The organism is Paenarthrobacter sp. NEAU-H11 (assembly GCF_050573415.1).
Classification (GTDB): Bacteria; Actinomycetota; Actinomycetes; order Actinomycetales; family Micrococcaceae; genus Arthrobacter.
In genome coordinates, this window is record NZ_JBNZGA010000003.1 from 307,763 (window position 1) to 328,010 (window position 20,248).

Here is a 20,248-nt window from a genome sequence, read left to right on the forward strand (position 1 = left end):
CCGCACCTTCCAAGGGCGGGAGACTGAAGGCACCCGTTCGTCCAGCGGCAACGGAGGCAGTATGCGCCGGACACCAGCCACGCCGATGCCAATCAGCCGGGCATCGGCCCGCAGCACACGGAGCGTGCCGGGAATGGCGGCACCGTTACTCGCGGCCCTGCTCCTCATCTGCGGCTCGCCTGCCTACGCGGTGCCCTCCCCGGGAGAGGGAGTGCAGTCGCTCCTGGGGAACGACATCTCCTGGCCGCAATGCAACACGGCTTTCCCCACGGGACAGGCTTTTGCCATTGTGGGCGTCAACAACGGTTTGGCCAACACCACCAATCCCTGCCTGGCCGAGCAGCTTGACTGGGCGGAAGGTTCCGCGGGCCACCCTGGCCGGCCCACGGTGTCCCTGTACGTCAATACTGCCAACCCGGGCGCCGCGGGATCGTGGTGGCCGGCGGAGGACGAGTACCCGGCAGGCCGGGCGGTGCACAACCCGTACGGCCCCTGCAAGGACGGGGATTACGGCAAGGCGTGCGCCTACATGTACGGCTTCGCCAAGGCATACGACGACGCCCACCACCGCGGCATCAGCAACCCGGGCTCGTACGTCTGGTGGCTGGATGTGGAGACCGAAAACAGCTGGTCCTACACCGACAAGGATGCCAACCGGACAGTCCTGGAAGGCATGACCGATTTCTTCCACAGCATTGGCGCGCAGGTGGGGATTTACTCCTCGGGCCGGCAGTGGGACCAGATTGTTGGAACTGTCAGCGGGTCGAGCAACCTTTACTCACTCCCGAGCTGGCTGGCAGGATCCCGGAACGCGTCAGGAGCAGCGATGGCCTGTTCGCATGCGCCCCTCACCGGTGGCGGCGAGGTGGAGTTGACCCAGTTCGTATCGCGGGGTTTCGACTACAACTATTCGTGCCCGTAAGCCTGGCCCGCTTTCAGGTCCCCAGCCACACCATGTTCCAGGTGCCCAGCGAGACTGCGGCAAAAACCGCTGTTGCCGCCATCACCACACCGCCGGCAAGCACCCACGCATCCAACACACTGTAGGTCGATTCGCGGGCCCACGTCCGGCGGCCGCCGCCAAAGCCGCGGGCTTCCATCGTCACCGCGAGCCGCGATGCCCGGCGGATCGCCTGGACCAGCAGCCCGAAACTCTGCCCCAGCGTCGCCTTCACGCGCTGCAGGGCGCTGCCGCGGGCACCCACCCCGCGCGCGCGGCGGGCCATCCCGATGGTCTGCCACTCTTCTGCCATCAGGCCCACCAGCCGCATGGCAGCGAGGGTTCCCAGCACGAACCGGTGCGGGAGGCGCGCCTTCTGCGCCAGCGCATCAGCGAGGTCTGTGGGGTCGGTGCAGCTCATCAGCAGAACTGCCGGCAGGGCAATCGCCAGCCCCCGCAGCATGAAGCCCACGCCCAGCTCCAGTGAGCCTTCGCTCATGGTCCAGATGCCGACGTCGATCAGCGTCTTTCCGCTGTCCGGCGCCAGGATGGAGGTGCTCCAGCCTCCCACTGCGGCGGCGAGGATCAGCGGCCAGCCGCGCTGCCACAGCAGTGCGAGCGTCAGGCCGGCCAGCGGAAACAGCAGGACCTCAAAGACCAGTGCCACCGATGCGGACACCCAGTCTATGGAAAGCGCAAGCACGGCCGTAATGAGGAAGACGGCGGCGAACTTGCTGAGGGGGTTCGCCCGGGTCAGCAGCGCGTTGTTGCCGCGAAGGTTCAGCTCCTGCCTCATGGTGCCGCCGGTTCCGCCGCGGCCATCCGCAGTTCCGTTCCACCCAGCGCCGCCGTGAATTCGGCGTCATGGGTCACGGAGACCACGGCGGTGCCGGCATCCAGCAGCTCGGACAGGAACGATGCCAGCTCCGCCCACGTGTTGGCGTCCTGGCCGAACGTAGGCTCGTCCAGGACCAGCACCTGGGGATGCGCGGCCAGGACCGTTGCCACGGACAGCCGCCGCTTCTCCCCGCCCGAAAGCGTGTAGGGGTTGGCATCCACAAGATGGGTAAGCCGCAGGCGCTCCAGCAGTTCGTCCACGCGCTCCTCACCATGGCCAAGGTGCCGGGGGCCAAACAGCAGTTCGTCCAGCACCTTCCCTGTGACGAACTGGTGTTCGGGTTCCTGGAACACGGTGCCGATCCGCTCGATGAGCTGATCGGCCTTCCACTTGTACGGGTCTATTCCGGCGCCGCGGCTCAGGTCCAGCGTGGCCGAAACCTTGCCGGCCACGGGCTCCAGGAGCCCGGCAAGCGTCAGGGCAAACGTGGACTTCCCGGCCCCGTTCGGCCCCGTGACGGCCAAGGCGTGCCCGGCCCGGACCTGCGCGGAAATACCTGCCTGCACGGGTACCGGCGGAACCTTCCGGAAGCCGCTGCGCCGCGCCCGTTCACGGGACACCGCCAGTTCCTCGGCAGCGAGCAGGAGGCCACCCGCCCCGCTGGCTGGATCCGCCGCACGCAGCCGGGTGTCCGGAACATAGCCGGGCACCCACACCCCGGCAGCAATCAGCATGCTCCGGGCCTCCCTGAGCACCTGGTCCGGCGGACCGTCCAGCAGCACGGCGTCCTTCGCGTCGGTGCCGGGCTGCAGCACCACGATCCGGTCCACCAGGTCCTTCCACACGGACACCCTGTGCTCCACCACCACCAGGGTGGCGCCGGTCTTGTCCAGGCACCGCGCCACGGCGTCGCGGACCTCCAGCACGCCGGCCGGGTCCAGGTTGGCCGTCGGCTCGTCCAGCAGGATCAGGCCGGGACGCATGGCAAGGATGCCTGCGAGCGCCAGCCGCTGTTTCTGCCCGCCGGAGAGTACCGACGTCGGATGGTCCAGCGGGAGGTGGGAAAGTCCGACGTCGTCCAGCGCCTCGTGCACGCGGCTCCAGATGGCGTGGCGGGGCACGGCGAGGTTCTCGGCGCCGAAGGCGGCGTCGTCACCCACGCGCGACAGGACCACCTGCGTCTCGGGATCCTGCTGCATAAGGCCGGCGCGCCCGCGCTGCTCGCGGGGGGAGGCTCCGTCAACCAGCAGCGAACCCGACTCGTCGGAATCGCCGGCCGCGCCGCCGTCGTCGTTCACATCCCCCAGGACCCCCGCCAAAGCATGGAGGAGGGTGGACTTGCCGGCGCCGGAAGGCCCCAAAAGCAGCACCCGCTCTCCCGGACGGATGTCCAGGTCGAGGGCATGGACCGCCGGCCTGGTGCGCCCGGCATGCCGCCAGCCCCAGCCGCGGGCCGTGACGGCGGCGGGACGCACTGCGGTGGGCGCGCCCTGGCGGGAAGGTGCCGACATCAGGAGAAAACAGGCTCCGTAGCTGCCTTCCGCGACGCGAACGAGCTCAGGACCCCGGTCCTGGCCAGCCCCCGGGTGGCGATCCAGGACAGGGCGCCGGCGATGATCGCGCCGGAGATGGCGGTGAAGACGATGTACACCAGCTTGTCCCCGCCGGAGTAGGCGATGTTCCAGCCCCACGGAGCGAAGGAGTCGTTGAGGCCGCAGAAGAGACCGGCGGCGGCACCGGCCAGCAGTGCCACGGGCAGGTTGAACTTCCGGTACACGAAGATGGCGAAGATGATCTCGGCGCCGAGGCCCTGGACGAAGCCGGAGAACAGCACGGAAGCCCCATACTGGGACCCCATGAGCAGCTCACCGGTGGCGGCTACCGTCTCACAGAACAGCGCGGCGCCGGGCTTGCGAATGATGAGCATGCCCAGCACGGCCGGGATCATCCAGCCGCCGGCGATCAGGCCGGTCAGTGGCGGGTAGGTGGCGTTCATGGGGCCGGACACTGCGGCCGCGCCCTGGGACCAGGCCCAGAAAATGACACCGCCGGCGATGGCAATGAGGGCCGCCACCACGATGTCCACGACGCGCCAGGACTTGCTGCTGGTCTTCTTGACTGCTGTTGTTGCCATGTGATCCTCCTGAGGAACAGGAGGGGAAAGTGGACGCGGCTGCCGGCACTGCTGCCGCTGCGCGCACTTCGAGAACTCGACTCCCTTGCGCCGGTACTAACCGGATCAGGTTCGAGGGTCTGCGGCTGCCCGCACTCTCAGCGCCCACCTGCGGATCCTGGCATTGCCAGTGATGCCCGACGGCGGCGCTCCCCTGTCGTTGAATGTTGCTTTTGCTTGAAATGATTCGTTGCAGAAATACCCTGTTGGGCGTTGTCCAGTTTACACCGCGGCGGGGGTAGATTGTGGGCCATGGCTGCCAATTCCCCGCATGTGACCGACTTCGACCCGGATTCCGATGCCATCCAGCCGGAGGGATCGCTGGCGGCACTGATCGCCCGGATTGAAGGCGAAGTCCGGGAACTGCAGTTTCCAGGCTTCTCCCTCGACGACTCCCTGAACCTGGGACTGCTCCTCGTGGAGCTGGGCAAGGAGCGCGGGCTGCCCATCGCGATTGACATCACGAAGGGCGGGCAGGTTCTGTTCCATGCGGCGCTGCCCGGTGCGACGCCGGATAACGATCACTGGATCCGGGCGAAGCAGCGCACGGCGGCACGGTATGAGGTCCCCTCACTGCTGGTGGGATTGCGCGGCCGGCTTCGCGGCGGCCGGATCGAGGACCAGGGATGGTTCGACCAGGGCCGGTACGCCGCGCACGGCGGCTCCTTCCCGCTGTACGTCACCGGAGTGGGCGCCGTGGCCACCGTTACGGTTTCAGGGCTTCCCCAAGTGCAGGATCACGACCTGGTGGTCGAAGCCCTGCGCGAAATGCTCCACTCCGCGGGGGCGGACTAATGCCAAGGCTGGCGGACTGACCCACACTGCACGCACGTCCACCGGCAGCAGAATACAAAGGCTGCTTAGCATTTATTAGTAATCATGCTTACTATGTTGTCTCCCGGGTTTTGAGGAGAACAGGACATGGCAGCAAGCACCCGCCTGGCGGGCCCGCGAACACGCCTGCAAAAGGCCGCCCTCGGAACGGGAATAGTCTTCGTCCTTTTCGGCGTCCTGGGCTTCATCCCGGGCGTTACCTCCAACTATGGCTCGTTGGGCCTTGCAGGACCTGGTTCAGGGGCGCTGCTACTGAGCGTCTTCCAAGTGTCCATTCTCCTCAACGCGCTCCACCTGCTCTTCGGGATTGCAGGGGTCCTGATGGCGCGGACGCATCCCCAGGCCAGGAACTTCCTCATCTACGGGGGCGTGACCTACCTGCTCCTGTGGTTGTACGGCTTCCTTGCGGGCGACACCACGCCTGCCAATTTCCTCCCCGCGAACAACGCAGACGACTGGCTGCACCTGGCACTCGGCCTGGCCATGATTGCGCTGGCCATCATCCTGGCCGCCCGAGGCCCCGCCGTTCCCGCAGGCGTTGCCAGCAGCGACAGCAGCAACAGCGGCGACAGCGGCAACCGGTCAGGAAGCCTCAGCGACGATGTCACGGAACCGGCACCAACGCCGCACCTGAAGGAGCACTATGAAAATCCCTGAAGCGCGCGGTCCTGCCAGCACCGCCTTGTTCGCCCTTCTCACGGAGGCGCCCGGCACCCTTGGCACCCGCCCCTGCGGCCGCACCGCCGATGACCGAACCCTGGATGACGGAACCGCGGCGCTGCACCGGGCGGTCACCGGCCAGTTGGCTGCCACCCCGGACATCATTGGCGACGACGATCTCCAGCTGACGCTCTTCTGCCTCTACGAGCTCCACTACAGCGGACTCGAAGGCGTCAGCGATGAGTGGGAATGGGCGCCGGGACTGATCCAGGTCCGCCGCCTGCTGGAAAAACCGTTCGAGTCAGCGCTCAGGCTGGCCGCCCGGGAAGCAGCCGGCGAACTGGAGCTTCCCGCGGCCTCGCGTCCCACCAGCGATGCCGTGGCCGATGTCCTGTTCAGCCTCGCAGCCCGCGACACCGGCCCCAGCCTCTCACGGTACGTGGCAAAGAAGGCCAGCCTGGACCAGCTCAAGGAATTCCTGATCCATAAGTCCATCTACCAGCTGAAGGAGGCGGATCCCCATACCTTTGCCATTCCCCGGCTGGCCGGGCGCCCCAAGGCCGCGCTGGTGGAAATCCAGGCGGATGAGTACGGCGGCGGACGTCCCGAACGGATGCACAGCGCACTTTTCGCCCGCACCCTGCGAGGCCTGGGAATGGCGGACGAATACGGCGCCTACGTCGATTCCGTCCCGGCCGTCTCCCTCGCCGCAGTGAACCTGATGTCCCTGTTCGCGCTGAACCGCCGGCTGCGGGGTGCCATCACCGGGCACCTTGCCATCTATGAGATGACCTCCTCCCAGCCCAACCGCTTATACGGGAGCGGTTTCCGGCGGCATGGATTCGATGCCGCCGTCACCCACTATTTCGATGAACACGTGGAAGCAGACGCCGTCCACGAGCAGATCGCCGGCCGCGACCTGGCCGGCGGCCTGGTCGAGGCCGAACCAGGACTTCTTGGAGACGTAGTGTTTGGTGCCACGGCAGCCATGGCGGTGGACGGCAGGCTGTCTGCCCATCTCCTGCAGTCCTGGGAGAACGGCGGGACGTCACTCAGGGCGGCAGTCCCGGCGGCAGCATGAGCGGCGCCAGTCCCCCGCCGTCGTCCGTCACCCCGGCTACCTAAGCAGGAGCAATAATGAACCAGGAACCCGCCGATAGCTCCATCGTGGTGTGCCCCGACGGTCCGCTGATCGTGCGCGGCGACTTCGAGATCGTCACGCCCTCCGGCGAACCGTTGCCCCGTGAACGGAAAACCGTGGCACTGTGCCGCTGCGGGGCGTCAGCCATCAAGCCCTATTGCGATGGGACGCACAAGATGATCAAGTTCCGGACGGAACCTCCGGCAACCTGAGCAAGGCCTGCACCGGCCGGCCGCTATCGCCGGTTAGGCTAGGGACAGCCCGTTTTCCGCCCGCAAGGAGTACTAGGAATGAACCTCTTCATCAAGCTGCTCGGCACTGGCGTGAGCCTCGGCGCAGGCTTTGTCGGCACGAAGCTCGTCAACGCCATCTGGGAAAAGACCACCGGCCGGAAGCCCCCCACCGGCAAGCACGAGGACGTCCCCACGAGCCTTCACTCGGCGCTGACGTTCGCCCTGATCTCTGCCTCGGTGAGCACCATCATCCAGGTCTTGGCCAACCGTGGCACCCAGCGCGCCATCACCCGGTTCGCCAAGAGCCAGGACATCGTCTAGCAGCACGCCGAACGGTGTTCAGCCGTCGCCGGAACCGTCCTCACGGGCGGCTTTGGCGGCGGCTTTCTGCACCACGGCCTCGAGCTCATCGGAGGTGAGGAGCTCGCGGTGCAGGTGCTTGGTGCGGTAGCCGGCCCGGCCCACCATGTGTGCCGAAACGGGCACGGTGAGCAGCTGGAAAATCCACGCCACCAACAGCACAGGCCACACCCACCAGGTGCGCAGCTGCAGGCCGATGGACGCCAGGAGCAGGAACAGCCCCAGCACCTGCGGCTTGGTGGCGGCATGCATGCGGCTGAGCAGGTCGGGGAACCGCAGCAAGCCGATGGCCGCGCCGAGGGACATGATGGCCCCGACGATCATGAACACGGCGGACAGCACATCCACCCAGGCGTCCAGGCCAGTGGAATCAGGACTCATTGGGCTGCTCCCTCCGGTCCGCCACGAACCTTGCCACCGTCACGGACCCGATAAAGCCGATGATGGAAATGGCCACCACCAGCATCAGGTTGTTCAGGTGCCTGTTGACGGCCATGTCCACGCACAGGGCACCGCCCAGGATGGCCAACAGGACGTCCGTGGCCAGCACCCGGTCCAGCAGTGAAGGCCCCCGGGAGATCCTGATGATGGCACCGGCGGCGGCCACCGAGAAAATTACGGCAGTAATAGCCAGGACGGTCTGCATCATGCGCCGGCCTCCATTCGCACGGTTTCGAGTTCTTCCTTGGTGCCCATGATCCTGATCAGCCCCGCCTCGATGGACCGCACCTCGTTTTTCAGGTTTTCGACTTCCTGCGGGGAACTGATGTTGAGCGCATGCAGGTAGAGGGTGGACGTGGAGCGGTCCACCTCCACCACCAGCGAGCCCGGAATCAGGGAAATCACGTGCCCCGTGGCCGTGACCATCAGGTCCTGGCGGCTGCGGAGCGGGACGGCGACGACGGCGTTGGTCACCTTCGGCCCCTTGGCGATGGCGAGGTACAGGAGCTGCGCGCTGGCAGCCGCCACCTTGGCCAGGAAGACGAGCGCGAAGGGAACGGCGTACAGGATGTTGAACCGGCCGCTGAGTTCCACCGGCGGAAGGTAGAACAGACGCGCAACCGCCACGGCCAGCAACGCCCCGAACAGGAGGTTGCCAGGGCTGAAGTCCTGCCACAGGGCACCCCACACAATGACCAGCCAGACCAGGAGCGGCAGCTCCTGGCGGAGGGAAATACGGCGGCGGCTCATTTTCCCCCTCCCGGCGTGGCAACCATCGGAACGTCGATGTTTTCGCCCAGGACAGCGTGGATGTAGGAGGTCCGGTCCAGCATGTCGCGCGCAGCCTGGTCCGAGACCGTGAACAGCGGCCCCGCGAAAACCGTCAGGGCAAGGCCGAGGACCACCAGCCCCACTGTCGAGCCCACCATGGTGCGCGGAAGCAGGGTGACGGTGTTCCGTTTGGCGCCAGGACCGTCGGCCCGCCCGGCGGCCGGGGCAAGCAGCACCGGATCCGGGTGCTCGGCGTCCGAGGGCCGGCGCCAGAACGCACGGTTCCACACCCTGGCCACGGCAAGCAGGGTCAGCAGGCTGGTAAGCACCCCGCCGATCACCAGCACGTACGCGAGCGGCGTCCCCAGTTCAATCCCGGCCTGCATGAGCCCCACCTTCCCCAGGAAGCCGGAGAACGGCGGAATTCCGGCCAGGTTCATTGCGGGAATGAAGAACAGCAGTGCCAGCAGCGGGGACAGCTTGGCGAGGCCGCCCAGCCGGTCCACCGAGGAGCTCCCGCCGCGGCGTTCGATCAGCCCCGTCACCAGGAAGAGGCTGGTCTGGATGGTGATGTGGTGCGCCACATAGAAGACTGCGGCTCCCAGCCCTGCCGCGGAGGACATCGCCAAGCCAAACACCATGTACCCGATGTGGCTCACCAGGGTGAAGGAAAGCAGACGTTTGATGTCGCTCTGCGCCAGGGCACCCAGGATCCCCACCACCATGGTCAGCAGGGCGGCCACCATGAGGGGCGTATTCAGGGAATCCCCGGGAAAGAGGAGCGTCTCGGTCCGCACCATGGCATAGACGCCAACCTTGGTGAGCAGGCCGGCGAACACGGCCGTGACCGGCGCCGGGGCGGTGGGGTAGGAGTCGGGCAGCCAGAACGACAGCGGGAACACGGCCGCCTTGATGCCGAACGCCACCAGCAGCATCACGTGCAGGAGGGTCCTGGTGCCCTGGTCCAGCTCACCGAGCTTCATGGCAAGATCGGCCATGTTGACCGTTCCGGTGGCCCCGTAGACCATGGCGATCGAGATCAGGAACAGCACCGACGACACCACGGACACCACCACATAGGTGACGCCCGCCCGGATGCGGGGCCCCGTGCCGCCCAGCGTCATCAGCACGTAGCTTGCCGTCAGCAGGATCTCGAAACCGACATAAAGGTTGAAGAGGTCGCCGGAAAGGAACGCATTGGACACCCCGGCCACCAGGATCAGGTACGTGGGGTGGAAGATCGAGACGGGCGCGTCCTGGTCGCCGTCGGCCATGCCCTGCCCGGTGGCGTAGACCAGCACGGCCAGGCTCACCGCCGAGGAGACCACCAGCATCAGGGACGAGAACTGGTCCACCACCATCACAATGCCCCACGGCGGCAGCCAGCCGCCGATGCTTACCGCCGCCGTGCCGCCGTCCCACACGGAGGCCAGCAGGAGGCATTCGAGCAGGAGCGTGAGGGACAGCAGGAGGATGCTGACCACCCGCTGGGCCCGTGAGTGGCGGATCAGCAGGAAGGTCAGGGCGGCGCCCACGATGGGCAGTACGACGGCGAGCGGCGCGAGGCTTGCGAGGTTCACTTTCCGCCTTCTTCCGGGCCGGGGGTGATGTTTTCCGAGCCTGGCTTTTCTTCCGCTGCTGCCTGCTCCGCGGGTATTTCGCGGCCGCCGGCCAGGACCGTGGCCATCGGGAACTCGGATGTCTCTGCGGGGACCTCGGCGTCGTCCTCGGCATCGAAGCTTGGTGTTTCCGCAACCCGGAGGTCCTCGATGTCGGCCTGGATCTCATCCCGGCGGGCCAGGACCCAGGTGCGGTAGATGATGCCGAGCATAAAGGCGGTGACGGCAAAGGAAATGACGATGGACGTGAGGATCAGCGCCTGCGGAAGTGGATCGCTGTAGTCCCCGGCCGCAATGTCCTTTGAGTACAGCGGCGCGAGCCCCGCGTACCCTCCCGTCGCCAGGATCAGGAGGTTGGTTGCATTGGCCAGGAGCATCAGCCCCAGCAGGACACGCGTCAGGCTGCGTTCCAGGATCAGGTAGATACCGCAGGCGTACAGGGCTCCCATGATGATCAGGAGGGTCAGGTTCACACTCATGCTTGGCCCCTTGCGGTGGTTTCGGGAGCCATGCCTTCGGGCTCGTGCTCCCAGTCGGGAGCTGGTGCCGGCGCCTCCAAGGTGGAGTCCTGTCCTTCGGCCGGCGTTCCGCCTGCAGCCGCGGAGCGCTCTTCAAAGTGTTCGTCGATCTCGGCCCCGAGGCTGCGCAGGACGTCCAGGACCAGGCCCACCACCACGATGTAGACGCCGATGTCAAAGATGGTGGAGGTGACGAACTTGATGTCGCCGAACACCGGCAGCCACAGTTCGATAATGGCCGTCTGGAAGACCTGGCCGCCCAGCAGCAGCGGCACCACGCCCGAAGCCGCAGCCACGGCGAGCCCGATCCCCAGCAGGGCGCCGGCACTCACCGGTGTGGCTTCGCGGAGCTCGAACCGTCCCCCGGCCAGGTACCGGATGGTCAGGGCGAGGCCCGCCGTGAGGCCGCCTGCGAATCCGCCGCCGGGCAGGTTGTGGCCGGCCAGCAGGAGGTAGAGCGAGAAGATGACCATGGAGTGGAAGATCAGCCGGGTGACCACCTCGAAGATGATGGACCGGCGCTCCGGTGCCAGGGTCCGGCCGGCAACGATCCACGCGTCCCGCGCGGACGCGGCGAACTTCCGGCTGACGGCCAGGGCTGCCGCGTCCCGGGTACCGGGGTCGACGCCGCGGTGGCGGCCCACCGTGCCCTCGGCAACCGTGGCGGACTTCAGGATCCGGTCGCCGCGGCCGCGGACGAAGATGAGGCTCGCCACGCCGGTGGCCGCCAGCGCAAGGACCGTGATTTCACCGAACGTGTCCCAGGCACGGATATCCACGAGGGTGACGTTGACGATATTGAGTCCGCCGCCGCCCTCGTAGGCCAGGCGCGGGAACTCCAGGGAGACGGGGGTGGCGATCCGTGCGCCCATGGCGTAGATCGCGGCGAACACCATGGTGGCGCCAAAGCCCAGGCCGATGATTACGCGCACCACCCTGTACTTGCCGCCGGTGCGGTCCCGGAGCTCGGCCGGCAGGCTGCGCATCGCCAGGACGAAGGCCACCAGGATGATGGTTTCCACGAGCATCTGCGTCAGGGCCAGGTCCGGGGCGCCCTGCAGCGCGAACATCAGGGCAATGCCGTACCCGGTCACGGAAACCATCAGGACCGCCAGGAACCGTTTGTTGGCTTTCACTGCGGCCAGGGCGCCGATCACGATGCCCGCGCCCACCACCAGCTGGAGCGGGGAACCGGGGTCCACAAGGTAGATTCCGTCCGGCAACGGCTTGCCGGCCAGCAGGATGGCGGACAAGGGCAGCACGAACGCGACGCTGAGAATGACGGCCAGGTAGTAGTACAGCGAACCGCGCTGCGTGCGGCCGGTGATCCACACCGCCACGTCATCCAGCGCACCGATGGTGTTCTGGTAGGCCTTGTCCCCGTCCACCCACGGCGGTACCAGGGCCTGCGCCCGCGAGACCGCGTTGCGGCCAAAGTACATCGCCAGGCCGAGTCCGAACGTGAGGGCCGTCAGGCCCAGCGCAGGAGTGAAGCCGTGCCACAGCGCCAGGTGGCCGGCCTGCCCGGCGGCTGATCCGGCGTCGGCCGCGGTGGACGCAAAGAGGGCCGCGTACGGCTGGATCCACGCATCTACGGGGGCCGGCCACAGTCCATAGGCGACGGTGAGGAGGCTGAGGATGGCCGGTGCGGCCAGGAACGACGGCCTGATGGCCTTGAAGGGCGTGGGCTCCACCCCTGGCTTGACGGCGAAAGCCCCCCACATGAAGCGCGCACTGTAGGCGAAAGTGAGGATGGAGCCCAGGACCAGGCCGGCAAGGACCACCATGCCCCACGGCCCGGCAGCCGGGTCGCTGGCATGGTGGACAAAAGCCTCGAGCACCGACTCCTTGGCCACGAAGCCGGCCAGCAGCGGGAGCCCCGCCATGGACGCGGCTCCAATGGCGGCGACTACCCCGAGCGCGCGGGAACTCCGGAACACCCCGGACAGCTTCCGGACATCGCGTGTCCCCGACTGGTGGTCGATGATGCCCACCACAAGGAACAGGGTGGCCTTGAACAGGCCGTGCGCAAGGAGCATCGCCAGGCCCGCCAGGGCGGCATCCGGCGTGCCAAGGCCCACCACCACGGTGAGGAAACCCAGCTGGCTGACGGTGCCGTGGGCAAGGATGAGCTTGATATCGCTCTGCCGCAGCGCCCGGTAGCCGCCCACCAGCATGGTGGCCAGGCCAAGTCCCAGCACCACGGGCTGCCAGTAGGCCGTCTCGGAAAAGCCGGGAGCCAGCCGGGCCACCAGGTAGACGCCGGCTTTGACCATCGCCGCGGCGTGCAGGTAGGCGCTGACAGGGGTTGGCGCCGCCATGGCGCCGGGAAGCCAGAAGTGGAAGGGGACCAGCGCGGATTTGGTGATGGCGCCCACCAGGATGAGCACGACGGCGGCGGTCACCAGCGAGCCGGAGTCTCCGCCGGCGAGGGCGGGCGCCTGGTCCAAGATGCCGGAGATGCGGTAGGTTCCGGCCGCGTGGCCCAGCATGATGAGGCCCACCAGCATGGCAAGCCCGCCGGCCGTGGTGACGATCAGCGCCTGCAGGGCGGACCGCCGTGCGGCCAGCCTGGTCCGCGCGAATCCGATCAGGAGGTAGGACAGGATGGTGGTGAGTTCCCAGAAGATGAACAGCAGCAGCAGGTCATCGGCAACCACCAGCCCGAACATGGCGCCGGCAAAGGCCAGGAGCTGCGCACCGAAAGCGCCAAGGTCCTGGTCCTTCTTCTTGAAATACCGGGCGCAATAGACCAGGACAAGGGAACCCACACCCAGCACCAGCAGCGACATGACCCAGGCCAGTGCGTCCATCCGGAAGGCAAGCTCAAGCTTGAGTCCGGGGATCCAGGGGACTGCTTCGCTGACGGATCCTGATCCGGAATAGATAGGACCGTGCTGCAGCAGCAGCCAACCGAAGGAGGCCGCGGGAGCGGCGGCCAGTGCGTAGAACGCGTTGCGGCCCCAGGCCCTGAACAGGAGTGGCGCGAGGACAGCCACCGAAAAGTGCACGGCAAGGACTGTGATCACTGGTATCTCCGCAACGTCAGGGATTCGATTGTCAAAAGTTGGAGCAGGCGGTTCATTCGTTGGGTCCGGGAAGGTTCAGTTTATCAAGGCCGCGGTGCCGCTTTCCCCGTCTTTGCCGGCAGGCCGCCCGCCGACACCGGCGTCCCGGGGTTTGCTCCGCGTCCTGTTCGCCGCAGGCGGATACGATGCATCCTATGAACAGCGCCAGCGCTCCCGGGGCAACGCAGTCGTCCTCGGAACTTGAATCCGGGACCCAGGCCACCAGCAAGGGCCGCATCCTGGCGTGGGCGTCCTGGGACTGGGGATCAGCGGCCTTCAACGCGGTGATGACCACGTTCGTCTTCACCGTCTACCTCACCTCCAACGCCTTCGGCGGCGAAGACCGGGCCTCCGCGGTCCTGGGAGGCGCACTGGCAGTCGCAGGCCTGGCCATTGCCCTGCTGGCACCGGTCACCGGCCAGCGCTCTGACGCCGGCGGCCGGCGCAAGCTGTGGCTGGGGGTCAACACGGCCGCCGTCGCCATCCTCACGGCGCTGTGTTTCTTCGTGTTCCCGCAGCCGGAATTCCTGCTGTTGGGCGTGACCCTCATTGCGCTGGGCAACGTGTTCTTCGAGTTCGCCGGCGTCAACTACAACGCCATGCTCGCGCAGATCTCCACGCCGCGGAACATCGGCAAGGTCAGCGGCCTCGGCTGGGGCGCGGGCTACCTTGGCGGCATCGTGGCCCTGCTGATCGTGCTCCAGCTGTTCGTCCAGCCCCGCTTTGACTGGTTCGGGGCGTCCACGCAGGACAGCCTGAACATCCGCCTGGTGGCCGTCTTTTCGGCGCTCTGGTTCTTCATCTTCGCCCTTCCCGTGCTCTTCGCCGTTCCCGAACTCCCCCGCGCTGCCCAGGCACGGCGGCTTGGCTTCCTGGCCAGCTATGGGCTGCTGGTCCGGCGGATCAAGGCGATCTATGCCACCAGCCCGCACACCATCTACTTCCTGCTGGCCAGCGCCGTGTTCCGCGACGGGCTGGCCGCCGTCTTCACCTTCGGCGGGATCATCGCCGCGGGCACCTTCGGCTTTGAGCTGTCCCAGGTGATTTTCTTCGCCATCTTCGGGAATGTGGTGGCGGCTGTGGGCGCGGTCATCGGCGGGTTCCTGGACGACCGGATCGGCCCGAAGCGGGTGATCATCGGATCGCTGGCGGGCCTCCTGGTTGCCGGCACCGTCATCCTGGTGCTCGGCAACGGCGACTACGTGTTCCTGGGCATGGCCTGGGCCGGCAGCACCACCTTCTGGGTGTTCGGGCTCTTCCTTTGCCTGTTCGTGGGGCCCGCCCAGTCCTCATCACGGGCCTACCTTGCCCGGCTTGCCCCGCATGGGGAATCCGGCGAGCTCTTTGGCCTCTACGCCACCACCGGCCGCGCCGTCAGCTTCCTGGCGCCGGCGCTCTTCACCCTGAGCATCGCCCTGGCCACTCCCTTCGTGGCCCCGGGCGAGGCGCAGCGCTGGGGCATCCTGGGCATCATGGTGGTGCTCCTGGCCGGGCTGCTGGTCCTGCTGCCGGTGAAGTCTCCGGACAAGGCCCCCATCGCGGTGGTTCCGGCCGCCTAGGCGCGGCGGATTCAGGGGACGCCGGCTGGTCCTGCGCTACCTCCCGGACCCGGGGCCGTCCCCACGCCAACAGGGCCCTGGCAGACTAGGCTGGAGGCATGAACGTGGACGAAACGAACCTTCCCGGCCTGGGCCGGCGCAAGGATTTCATGACGGCCTCCGGCCGCCGGATCGGCGTGGTGGAGCTGCGTGAGGGCCAGACGGAACTGATTGTTTCCACCTGGGATGATCCCGATACCTGCCAGGCATCCATACCCCTTACCAGCGAGGAGGCCGCAACCCTGGGCAATCTCCTCGGCGGGCAGCACCTGGCCATGAAACTGACGGAAGAGCACAAGGACGTTCCGGGAATTGTGACCCGCCAGTTCTCCATCGCCCCGGACTCCCCGTTCCAGAACCAGCCCATGGGCAAGGCCTGCATCCGCACCAGGTGCGGCGTCTCCATCGTGGCCATCATGCGCGAAGGCGAGGTGCTCCCCTCGCCGGGACCCGACGTCGTCCTTCACACAGGCGACCTGCTGGTGGCGGTGGGCACCCAGGAAGGCCTCGACGCGGCAGCCGATATCCTGCGTCACGGATAAACGCCGTGGATCCGCTGGCCCTGACCCTCGTTGAACTGGGGGCCGTTGTGTTCTGCCTCGGCCTCCTGGCCAGGCTGGCCGGACGGATCGGAATGTCACCCATCCCGCTCTACCTCCTGGGCGGGCTGGCCTTCGGCGCCGGCGGCATCGTCAAGCTGGAGGGGATGCAGGAGTTCGCGCATCTCTCCGGGGAAATCGGCGTGATCCTGCTGCTTCTTATGCTCGGACTGGAATATACGGCAGCGGAGCTGTTTACCGGCCTGCGGCGGTCCTGGCAGGCCGGCGTCCTGGACCTGGTCCTGAACTTTCTGCCCGGCGCGGCCCTTGCCTACCTGCTGGGCTGGGGCGGCGTCGGCGCCATGGTGATGGGCGGGGTCACCTACATCTCCTCATCGGGGATCGCGGCCAAGGTCATCACGGACCTGGGCCGGCTGGGCAACCGGGAAACGCCGGTGGTCCTGTCCATCCTGGTGTTCGAGGACCTGGCCATGGCCATCTATCTTCCGGTCCTCACCACCATCCTTGCCGGGGTCAGCTTCCTCGGCGGCCTCACCACCGTGGGCATTGCCCTTGCCGTGGTGAGCGTGGTGCTGATGGTGGCCCTGCGCCACGGGCATCACGTGTCCAAGGCCGTCCACAGCGAGAACTCGGAAGTGTTCCTCCTGAACGTGCTGGGCGCCGCCCTGCTGGTGGCCGGCCTGGCCTCCGCCATGCAGGTTTCCGCGGCGGTGGGTGCCTTCATGCTCGGCATCGCCATCTCAGGGGCAACGGCCCACAACGCCACCCGCATCCTGGAACCGCTCCGGGACCTCTTCGCCGCCATCTTCTTCGTGGCTTTCGGGCTCAACACCGATCCTTCATCCATCCCGCCGGTGCTCGGCTGGGCACTGGTGCTGGCTGTCATCACAGCGGCCACCAAGATGGCCACCGGGATCTGGGCGGCCAAGCGCGCAGGGATCGCCAGGCCCGGACGGTTTCGCGCCGGCGCCACGCTCGTTGCGCGCGGCGAGTTCTCCATCGTCATCGCCGGCCTGGCAGTGGCGTCAGGAGCGGTTTCGGATGAACTGGCAGCCCTTGCCACTGCGTACGTCCTGCTCATGGCCGTCATCGGTCCGCTGGCTGCCCGCTATGTTGAGCCGCTGGTGAGGCCCCGGAGCGTGGCCGCCAAAGCCTAGGAACGCGGGCCTGATGCCAACCGCGCGCCTAGATCGACGTGCGGTGGAAGTTCAGGTGGCTGCGGCTCGCCGTGGGGCCGCGCTGGCCCTGGTAGCGGTTGCCGTACTCGCCCGAGCCGTACGGGTGCTCCGCCGCGGAGGACAGCCGGAAGAAGCACAGCTGGCCGATCTTCATGCCGGGCCACAGCTTGATGGGAAGCGTGGCCATGTTGGAAAGCTCCAGGGTGACGTGGCCCGAAAAACCGGGGTCGATGAAGCCCGCGGTGGAGTGCGTTAGCAGCCCCAGCCGGCCCAGGGAGGACTTGCCCTCCAGCCGGGCGGCGATGTCGTCCGGCAGCGTGACCGTTTCATAGGTGGAACCCAGCACGAACTCGCCCGGATGCAGGATGAACGGCTCGTTCTGTTCCACCTCCACCAGGCGGGTGAGCTCCGGCTGTTCCTCCGCCGGGTCAATGTGTGCGTACTTGTGGTTATCGAACAGGCGGAAGAATTTGTCGATCCTCACGTCCACGGAGGACGGCTGGACCATCGCCGGTTCGTACGGCTCAAGCACGATCCGCTGGGAGTCTATTTCGGCACGAATGTCGCGGTCAGAGATCAGCACCGTCCCAAATTACCGCATGGCCTATCAGTACCTGTTATCCACAACCGCATTCTTTCGTTGTTGCTGGCGTCTGCTGGGGCTAATGTTGCCTCAGTGATTCAGGCGCCGGATGGTCTCCCGGATGGCCCAACAGAGCTGGGGTTGTTGTGAATAAATTGGTGGCGCCCGCCTTCATTGGCGCGCTCTGCGCTTTGGCGCTGGTCTCCTCGTCGGCCGGCACGCCTCCCCTGCCGCTGTCGCCTGGGGTGACAACGGGAGCGGCGGGTCCGTCCAGCGTCGTCCTGGCCACGGCCACCGTGAACGACGACGGCGGTACCTCCGCGGGCGAAAGCCCGGCTGCGTCGGGGCTCACCCCCGCCGTGGAACCTGGCATCCGTCCGGCGTCGCCCGCGGGCGCTGCCGTCGCAGTGGCACCAGAGCCTGCACCCGCTGCGCCGTCACCTGGCGTGCAGGCGGCACCGGCGCCGAGTACGGCCACTGCGGAACCGACCCCCGAGGTCCCCTGGATTCCGCCGCTCTGGGCCCCGGATGAAGAACTGGCCTCACCGGCGCCCTCCCGCTTGGCGGCTCCCGAGTCGGCCACCGCACTGCCTTCGACGGAGGCCCTGGTTCCGGACAGCAATGCCGCAGCGATTCTCACAGTCTTCACCAAAATCAATGAGTACCGGGCGTCCAAGGGCCTTAATCCGGTGAAATACCACCCAACGGTGGCCGGGCTGGCGCAGGAGTGGTCGGACAGCATCGCGTCCCGCGAGGTGATTGAGCACCGCGCCAGTTTCTGGACCGATCCGCGTGCCCTCAGTCCGACCAACGGCGCCGGCGAGGTCATCGCTATCCGAACTGACCGCGATGCCGCGCTGCTGGTGGAATGGTGGAAGAGCTCCGCCGGCCATAACGCCATGCTGCTCGATCCGCGCTTCAACGTCATGGGCGCCGGCATCTCGTACACGGACCGCACGTACCAGATCTGGGGAGTGGTGAACTTCTTCGGCTATACCACTCTTCCAGCCGGCACCCTCGATGCTCCCGGCGGTGCCGGGTCCGGCAATGCCTTCCCACCGGCGGCAGCCAGCGTGTGCGACGCACCCGTCAAACATATGCCGCCCACGCTGGACCTCTCAGCCGCAGCGGTCAAGGGGCCGGGTGACCTCGTGACCGTGGATTCCGCCGGACAGCTCCTTGCCCGCGCTGCCACCGGCGCGCGCACCTATGCCGCCGCCAGGGTCATCGGTTCAGGCTTCACGGGCGCCAAGGAGGTGTTCGTGACCGACTGGGACCGGGATGGTGCCTACGATCTCCTGACCCAGTGGACCGACGGCACCCTGACCCTGCACCGGGGCATCGCCACAGGCGGGTTCCAGGCCGCTGCCACCCTCGGGAGAGGGGGATGGGAGCCCCTCACCCTTGCCGTGGGTGGCTGGTGCGCCAACAACCGGATGCCGCAGCTGCTTGCGCTGGACGGAGCCGGGAGTCTCTTCCTGTACCCGAACAAGGGCCTGGGCGACCTTTCAGAGCGTGCGTTCGTAGGCTCTGTCGGCGCTGCCCGGAAGCTGTCCATGGTGGACTACGACGCCGACGGGTTCCAGGATGTCCTCGCGCTGCGGGCCGACGGATCGGTTCAGCTCCACCGCGGCTGGGGCACCCCCGCGCTGCGCGCCGAAACAAGGCCTACGGTCGCCACCGGCTGGGGAGACGTAACAGGCATCAGGGCTCTGAGGGACGTCACCGGACTGAACTCCACGGGGTTGGCGCTGCGGCGGGCAACCGATGTTGTCCAGTACTGGGACCTGACCTCGGGAAGCCTGGCGGCGCCGTCGAACATTCCAGGACCTTGGACCGGGCAGCGGCTGGCGCAGTAGGCACTAGATGGCCGGCTGGAGCTCCAGCACGTCCTTGAGGCGTTCCAGCTGGGCCACTTCGGAACGGAGGTTCCGTTGGAACATCCTGCTGGTAAAGCCGAGCTTGTTCAGGAAACCGGGCCGGTTCAGGAACCCGATGGCCTCCTTCGCCCGGGCTTCCAGGGCAAACCGGACACGCGTTCCCCCGGATTCCGTACTGAGGTAGTACCCGCCCGAACGGTGCGCAGGTCCGGAGATGACCTGGAACTCGATCTCCGCGCCGGGCCGGGCCGTGGTAATTTCCAGTTCGGCTGGAATGCTCAGTCCGGACCGCCCGGCCACCATCTTCCGGTAGACCGCGCCCTTGGCGGCGGAAGCGCCCTGCAGCAGCGTGACGCTGCGGACCGAGTCGCACCAGAGCGGAAGATTGGTGGCATCCAGCAGGTACAGGTATACGGCCATGGCGTCACGACTGATCAGGACCTCATGCTCCGCAAATGCCATGGGGATCTTTCTGTGTGGACGTCGGCTGGCCGCAGCAACTGCGCCCCCCGGCACCGCAGCTACCCGGTTCAGGTTAGCCAGCGCTCCGCGTGCCCACCTAGCCACGGCCGGGGACGTTATTCAAGAGTTACTGGATGACGCGCGGGCCGGCCGGGACACGGCGCCCGGCGCCTCGAATGGGCAGGGCAGGCACACATCTGCGCTAAGCTATGTTCTGCCCCTCCTCAGCGGGGCATTGCGGCTGTAGCTCAATGGTAGAGCGCTAGCTTCCCAAGCTTGATACGCGGGTTCGATTCCCGTCAGCCGCTCCATGTTTTCAGCGGGGCCGCCAGCACCCGCCGGGCCATTAGGTACCGCCCTGTATCGTCAGTAGTCAGGAACCTATTCGGTT

General features: G+C 67.0%; 21 protein-coding genes, 1 tRNA gene and 1 riboswitch. Of the genes, 11 read left to right on the forward strand and 11 right to left on the reverse strand.

Annotated elements, in window-relative coordinates:
- Positions 1 to 133 precede the first annotated feature (133 nt).
- Complete coding sequence (locus ACQ3DC_RS06190) at positions 134 to 922, forward strand: hypothetical protein (RefSeq protein ID WP_231754847.1); 789 nt, start codon at positions 134 to 136, stop codon at positions 920 to 922.
- A 13-nt stretch (positions 923 to 935) separates the two neighbouring features.
- Here the strand turns inward: ACQ3DC_RS06190 and ACQ3DC_RS06195 are convergent, their stop codons facing one another.
- From ACQ3DC_RS06195 to ACQ3DC_RS06205, 3 genes are read right to left on the reverse strand one after another with little or no spacing between them, the layout of a single operon-like run.
- Entirely contained in the window at positions 936 to 1,736 is an 801-nt protein-coding gene (locus tag ACQ3DC_RS06195) for an energy-coupling factor transporter transmembrane component T family protein (protein ID WP_157240485.1), read from the reverse strand.
- The gene (locus tag ACQ3DC_RS06200; protein WP_430751793.1) at positions 1,733 to 3,289 is read right to left on the reverse strand and encodes an ABC transporter ATP-binding protein; all 1,557 of its coding nucleotides are present in this window, start codon (positions 3,287 to 3,289) and stop codon (positions 1,733 to 1,735) included. The genes ACQ3DC_RS06195 and ACQ3DC_RS06200 overlap by 4 nt, the downstream gene beginning before the upstream one ends.
- Positions 3,289 to 3,912 (reverse strand): ECF transporter S component, encoded by a 624-nt coding sequence (locus tag ACQ3DC_RS06205; RefSeq protein ID WP_104999333.1) that lies wholly within the window; start codon positions 3,910 to 3,912, stop codon positions 3,289 to 3,291. The genes ACQ3DC_RS06200 and ACQ3DC_RS06205 overlap by 1 nt, the downstream gene beginning before the upstream one ends.
- A 64-nt stretch (positions 3,913 to 3,976) precedes the next feature.
- A riboswitch (TPP riboswitch) is annotated at positions 3,977 to 4,117 on the reverse strand.
- Positions 4,118 to 4,203: 86 nt separating this feature from the next.
- On the opposite strand from ACQ3DC_RS06205, the gene ACQ3DC_RS06210 reads away from it, so the two are divergent.
- From ACQ3DC_RS06210 to ACQ3DC_RS06230, 5 genes are all read left to right on the forward strand, one after another.
- On the forward strand, positions 4,204 to 4,746 hold the full coding sequence (locus tag ACQ3DC_RS06210) for a heme-degrading domain-containing protein (RefSeq protein WP_157240482.1): 543 nt from the start codon (positions 4,204 to 4,206) through the stop codon (positions 4,744 to 4,746).
- 126 nt (positions 4,747 to 4,872) lie between these two features.
- A complete protein-coding gene (locus ACQ3DC_RS06215) occupies positions 4,873 to 5,442 on the forward strand; it encodes a DUF4383 domain-containing protein (RefSeq protein WP_430751794.1) in 570 nt (189 codons plus the stop codon).
- The gene (locus tag ACQ3DC_RS06220; protein ID WP_430751795.1) at positions 5,429 to 6,526 is read left to right on the forward strand and encodes an iron-containing redox enzyme family protein; all 1,098 of its coding nucleotides are present in this window, start codon (positions 5,429 to 5,431) and stop codon (positions 6,524 to 6,526) included. Before ACQ3DC_RS06215 ends, ACQ3DC_RS06220 begins: the two co-directional genes overlap by 14 nt.
- 56 nt (positions 6,527 to 6,582) lie before the next feature.
- A complete protein-coding gene (locus ACQ3DC_RS06225; RefSeq protein ID WP_157240476.1) occupies positions 6,583 to 6,798 on the forward strand; it encodes a CDGSH iron-sulfur domain-containing protein in 216 nt (71 codons plus the stop codon).
- Between the two features lie 78 nt (positions 6,799 to 6,876).
- The gene (locus ACQ3DC_RS06230; protein ID WP_104999338.1) at positions 6,877 to 7,140 is read left to right on the forward strand and encodes a DUF4235 domain-containing protein; all 264 of its coding nucleotides are present in this window, start codon (positions 6,877 to 6,879) and stop codon (positions 7,138 to 7,140) included.
- Between the two features lie 18 nt (positions 7,141 to 7,158).
- Here ACQ3DC_RS06230 and mnhG read toward each other — a convergent pair whose 3' ends face one another.
- Genes mnhG through ACQ3DC_RS06260 form a run of 6 tightly spaced genes read right to left on the reverse strand, consistent with a single transcriptional unit; the run spans position 7,159 to position 13,557 of the window.
- Positions 7,159 to 7,560, reverse strand: a complete 402-nt coding sequence (gene mnhG, locus ACQ3DC_RS06235) for a monovalent cation/H(+) antiporter subunit G (protein ID WP_321214667.1) — start codon at positions 7,558 to 7,560, stop codon at positions 7,159 to 7,161.
- The gene (locus ACQ3DC_RS06240; protein ID WP_157240472.1) at positions 7,550 to 7,828 is read right to left on the reverse strand and encodes a monovalent cation/H+ antiporter complex subunit F; all 279 of its coding nucleotides are present in this window, start codon (positions 7,826 to 7,828) and stop codon (positions 7,550 to 7,552) included. The genes mnhG and ACQ3DC_RS06240 overlap by 11 nt, the downstream gene beginning before the upstream one ends.
- On the reverse strand, positions 7,825 to 8,370 hold the full coding sequence (locus tag ACQ3DC_RS06245; protein WP_157240470.1) for a Na+/H+ antiporter subunit E: 546 nt from the start codon (positions 8,368 to 8,370) through the stop codon (positions 7,825 to 7,827). Before ACQ3DC_RS06245 ends, ACQ3DC_RS06240 begins: the two co-directional genes overlap by 4 nt.
- Positions 8,367 to 9,971, reverse strand: a complete 1,605-nt coding sequence (locus ACQ3DC_RS06250) for a Na+/H+ antiporter subunit D (RefSeq protein WP_321214668.1) — start codon at positions 9,969 to 9,971, stop codon at positions 8,367 to 8,369. Before ACQ3DC_RS06250 ends, ACQ3DC_RS06245 begins: the two co-directional genes overlap by 4 nt.
- Positions 9,968 to 10,489: a Na(+)/H(+) antiporter subunit C gene (locus ACQ3DC_RS06255; RefSeq protein WP_157240469.1), complete on the reverse strand. Its 522-nt coding sequence runs from the start codon at positions 10,487 to 10,489 to the stop codon at positions 9,968 to 9,970. Before ACQ3DC_RS06255 ends, ACQ3DC_RS06250 begins: the two co-directional genes overlap by 4 nt.
- Positions 10,486 to 13,557: a Na+/H+ antiporter subunit A gene (locus ACQ3DC_RS06260; RefSeq protein ID WP_430751796.1), complete on the reverse strand. Its 3,072-nt coding sequence runs from the start codon at positions 13,555 to 13,557 to the stop codon at positions 10,486 to 10,488. The genes ACQ3DC_RS06255 and ACQ3DC_RS06260 overlap by 4 nt, the downstream gene beginning before the upstream one ends.
- Positions 13,558 to 13,751: 194 nt before the next feature.
- Between ACQ3DC_RS06260 and ACQ3DC_RS06265 the strand changes: the two genes are divergently transcribed.
- The 3 genes from ACQ3DC_RS06265 (at position 13,752) to ACQ3DC_RS06275 (ending at position 16,911) form a co-directional block, all read left to right on the forward strand.
- Positions 13,752 to 15,155, forward strand: a complete 1,404-nt coding sequence (locus tag ACQ3DC_RS06265; RefSeq protein WP_430751797.1) for an MFS transporter — start codon at positions 13,752 to 13,754, stop codon at positions 15,153 to 15,155.
- Positions 15,156 to 15,253: 98 nt separating this feature from the next.
- On the forward strand, positions 15,254 to 15,736 hold the full coding sequence (locus ACQ3DC_RS06270; protein WP_157240465.1) for a cation:proton antiporter regulatory subunit: 483 nt from the start codon (positions 15,254 to 15,256) through the stop codon (positions 15,734 to 15,736).
- A gap of 5 nt (positions 15,737 to 15,741) precedes the next feature.
- Complete coding sequence (locus tag ACQ3DC_RS06275; RefSeq protein WP_430751798.1) at positions 15,742 to 16,911, forward strand: cation:proton antiporter; 1,170 nt, start codon at positions 15,742 to 15,744, stop codon at positions 16,909 to 16,911.
- 28 nt (positions 16,912 to 16,939) lie between these two features.
- Here ACQ3DC_RS06275 and dcd read toward each other — a convergent pair whose 3' ends face one another.
- A complete protein-coding gene (dcd, locus tag ACQ3DC_RS06280) occupies positions 16,940 to 17,515 on the reverse strand; it encodes a dCTP deaminase (protein WP_321214672.1) in 576 nt (191 codons plus the stop codon).
- A gap of 158 nt (positions 17,516 to 17,673) precedes the next feature.
- On the opposite strand from dcd, the gene ACQ3DC_RS06285 reads away from it, so the two are divergent.
- A complete protein-coding gene (locus ACQ3DC_RS06285; RefSeq protein ID WP_430751799.1) occupies positions 17,674 to 19,374 on the forward strand; it encodes a CAP domain-containing protein in 1,701 nt (566 codons plus the stop codon).
- A 3-nt stretch (positions 19,375 to 19,377) separates the two neighbouring features.
- On the opposite strand, the gene ACQ3DC_RS06290 is transcribed toward ACQ3DC_RS06285, so the two are convergent.
- Positions 19,378 to 19,857, reverse strand: coding sequence for an SRPBCC family protein (locus ACQ3DC_RS06290; RefSeq protein WP_321214674.1), 480 nt, complete (start codon positions 19,855 to 19,857; stop codon positions 19,378 to 19,380).
- Positions 19,858 to 20,094: 237 nt separating this feature from the next.
- On the opposite strand from ACQ3DC_RS06290, the gene ACQ3DC_RS06295 reads away from it, so the two are divergent.
- A tRNA-Gly gene (locus ACQ3DC_RS06295) sits at positions 20,095 to 20,168 on the forward strand.
- The last annotated feature ends 80 nt before the right edge of the window (positions 20,169 to 20,248 follow it).

Excerpts from the sequence above, each read along its gene's own strand:
- ACQ3DC_RS06190 (WP_231754847.1), top strand. The coding sequence starts at position 134 with ATGGCGGCACCGTTACTCGCGGCCCTGCTCCTCATCTGCGGCTCGCCT.
- ACQ3DC_RS06195 (WP_157240485.1), bottom strand. The coding sequence starts at position 1,736 with ATGAGGCAGGAGCTGAACCTTCGCGGCAACAACGCGCTGCTGACCCGG.
- ACQ3DC_RS06200 (WP_430751793.1), bottom strand. The coding sequence starts at position 3,289 with ATGTCGGCACCTTCCCGCCAGGGCGCGCCCACCGCAGTGCGTCCCGCC.
- ACQ3DC_RS06205 (WP_104999333.1), bottom strand. The coding sequence starts at position 3,912 with ATGGCAACAACAGCAGTCAAGAAGACCAGCAGCAAGTCCTGGCGCGTC.
- ACQ3DC_RS06210 (WP_157240482.1), top strand. The coding sequence starts at position 4,204 with ATGGCTGCCAATTCCCCGCATGTGACCGACTTCGACCCGGATTCCGAT.
- ACQ3DC_RS06215 (WP_430751794.1), top strand. The coding sequence starts at position 4,873 with ATGGCAGCAAGCACCCGCCTGGCGGGCCCGCGAACACGCCTGCAAAAG.
- ACQ3DC_RS06220 (WP_430751795.1), top strand. The coding sequence starts at position 5,429 with ATGAAAATCCCTGAAGCGCGCGGTCCTGCCAGCACCGCCTTGTTCGCC.
- ACQ3DC_RS06225 (WP_157240476.1), top strand. The coding sequence starts at position 6,583 with ATGAACCAGGAACCCGCCGATAGCTCCATCGTGGTGTGCCCCGACGGT.
- ACQ3DC_RS06230 (WP_104999338.1), top strand. The coding sequence starts at position 6,877 with ATGAACCTCTTCATCAAGCTGCTCGGCACTGGCGTGAGCCTCGGCGCA.
- mnhG (WP_321214667.1), bottom strand. The coding sequence starts at position 7,560 with ATGAGTCCTGATTCCACTGGCCTGGACGCCTGGGTGGATGTGCTGTCC.
- ACQ3DC_RS06240 (WP_157240472.1), bottom strand. The coding sequence starts at position 7,828 with ATGATGCAGACCGTCCTGGCTATTACTGCCGTAATTTTCTCGGTGGCC.
- ACQ3DC_RS06245 (WP_157240470.1), bottom strand. The coding sequence starts at position 8,370 with ATGAGCCGCCGCCGTATTTCCCTCCGCCAGGAGCTGCCGCTCCTGGTC.
- ACQ3DC_RS06255 (WP_157240469.1), bottom strand. The coding sequence starts at position 10,489 with ATGAGTGTGAACCTGACCCTCCTGATCATCATGGGAGCCCTGTACGCC.
- ACQ3DC_RS06265 (WP_430751797.1), top strand. The coding sequence starts at position 13,752 with ATGAACAGCGCCAGCGCTCCCGGGGCAACGCAGTCGTCCTCGGAACTT.
- ACQ3DC_RS06270 (WP_157240465.1), top strand. The coding sequence starts at position 15,254 with ATGAACGTGGACGAAACGAACCTTCCCGGCCTGGGCCGGCGCAAGGAT.
- ACQ3DC_RS06290 (WP_321214674.1), bottom strand. The coding sequence starts at position 19,857 with ATGGCATTTGCGGAGCATGAGGTCCTGATCAGTCGTGACGCCATGGCC.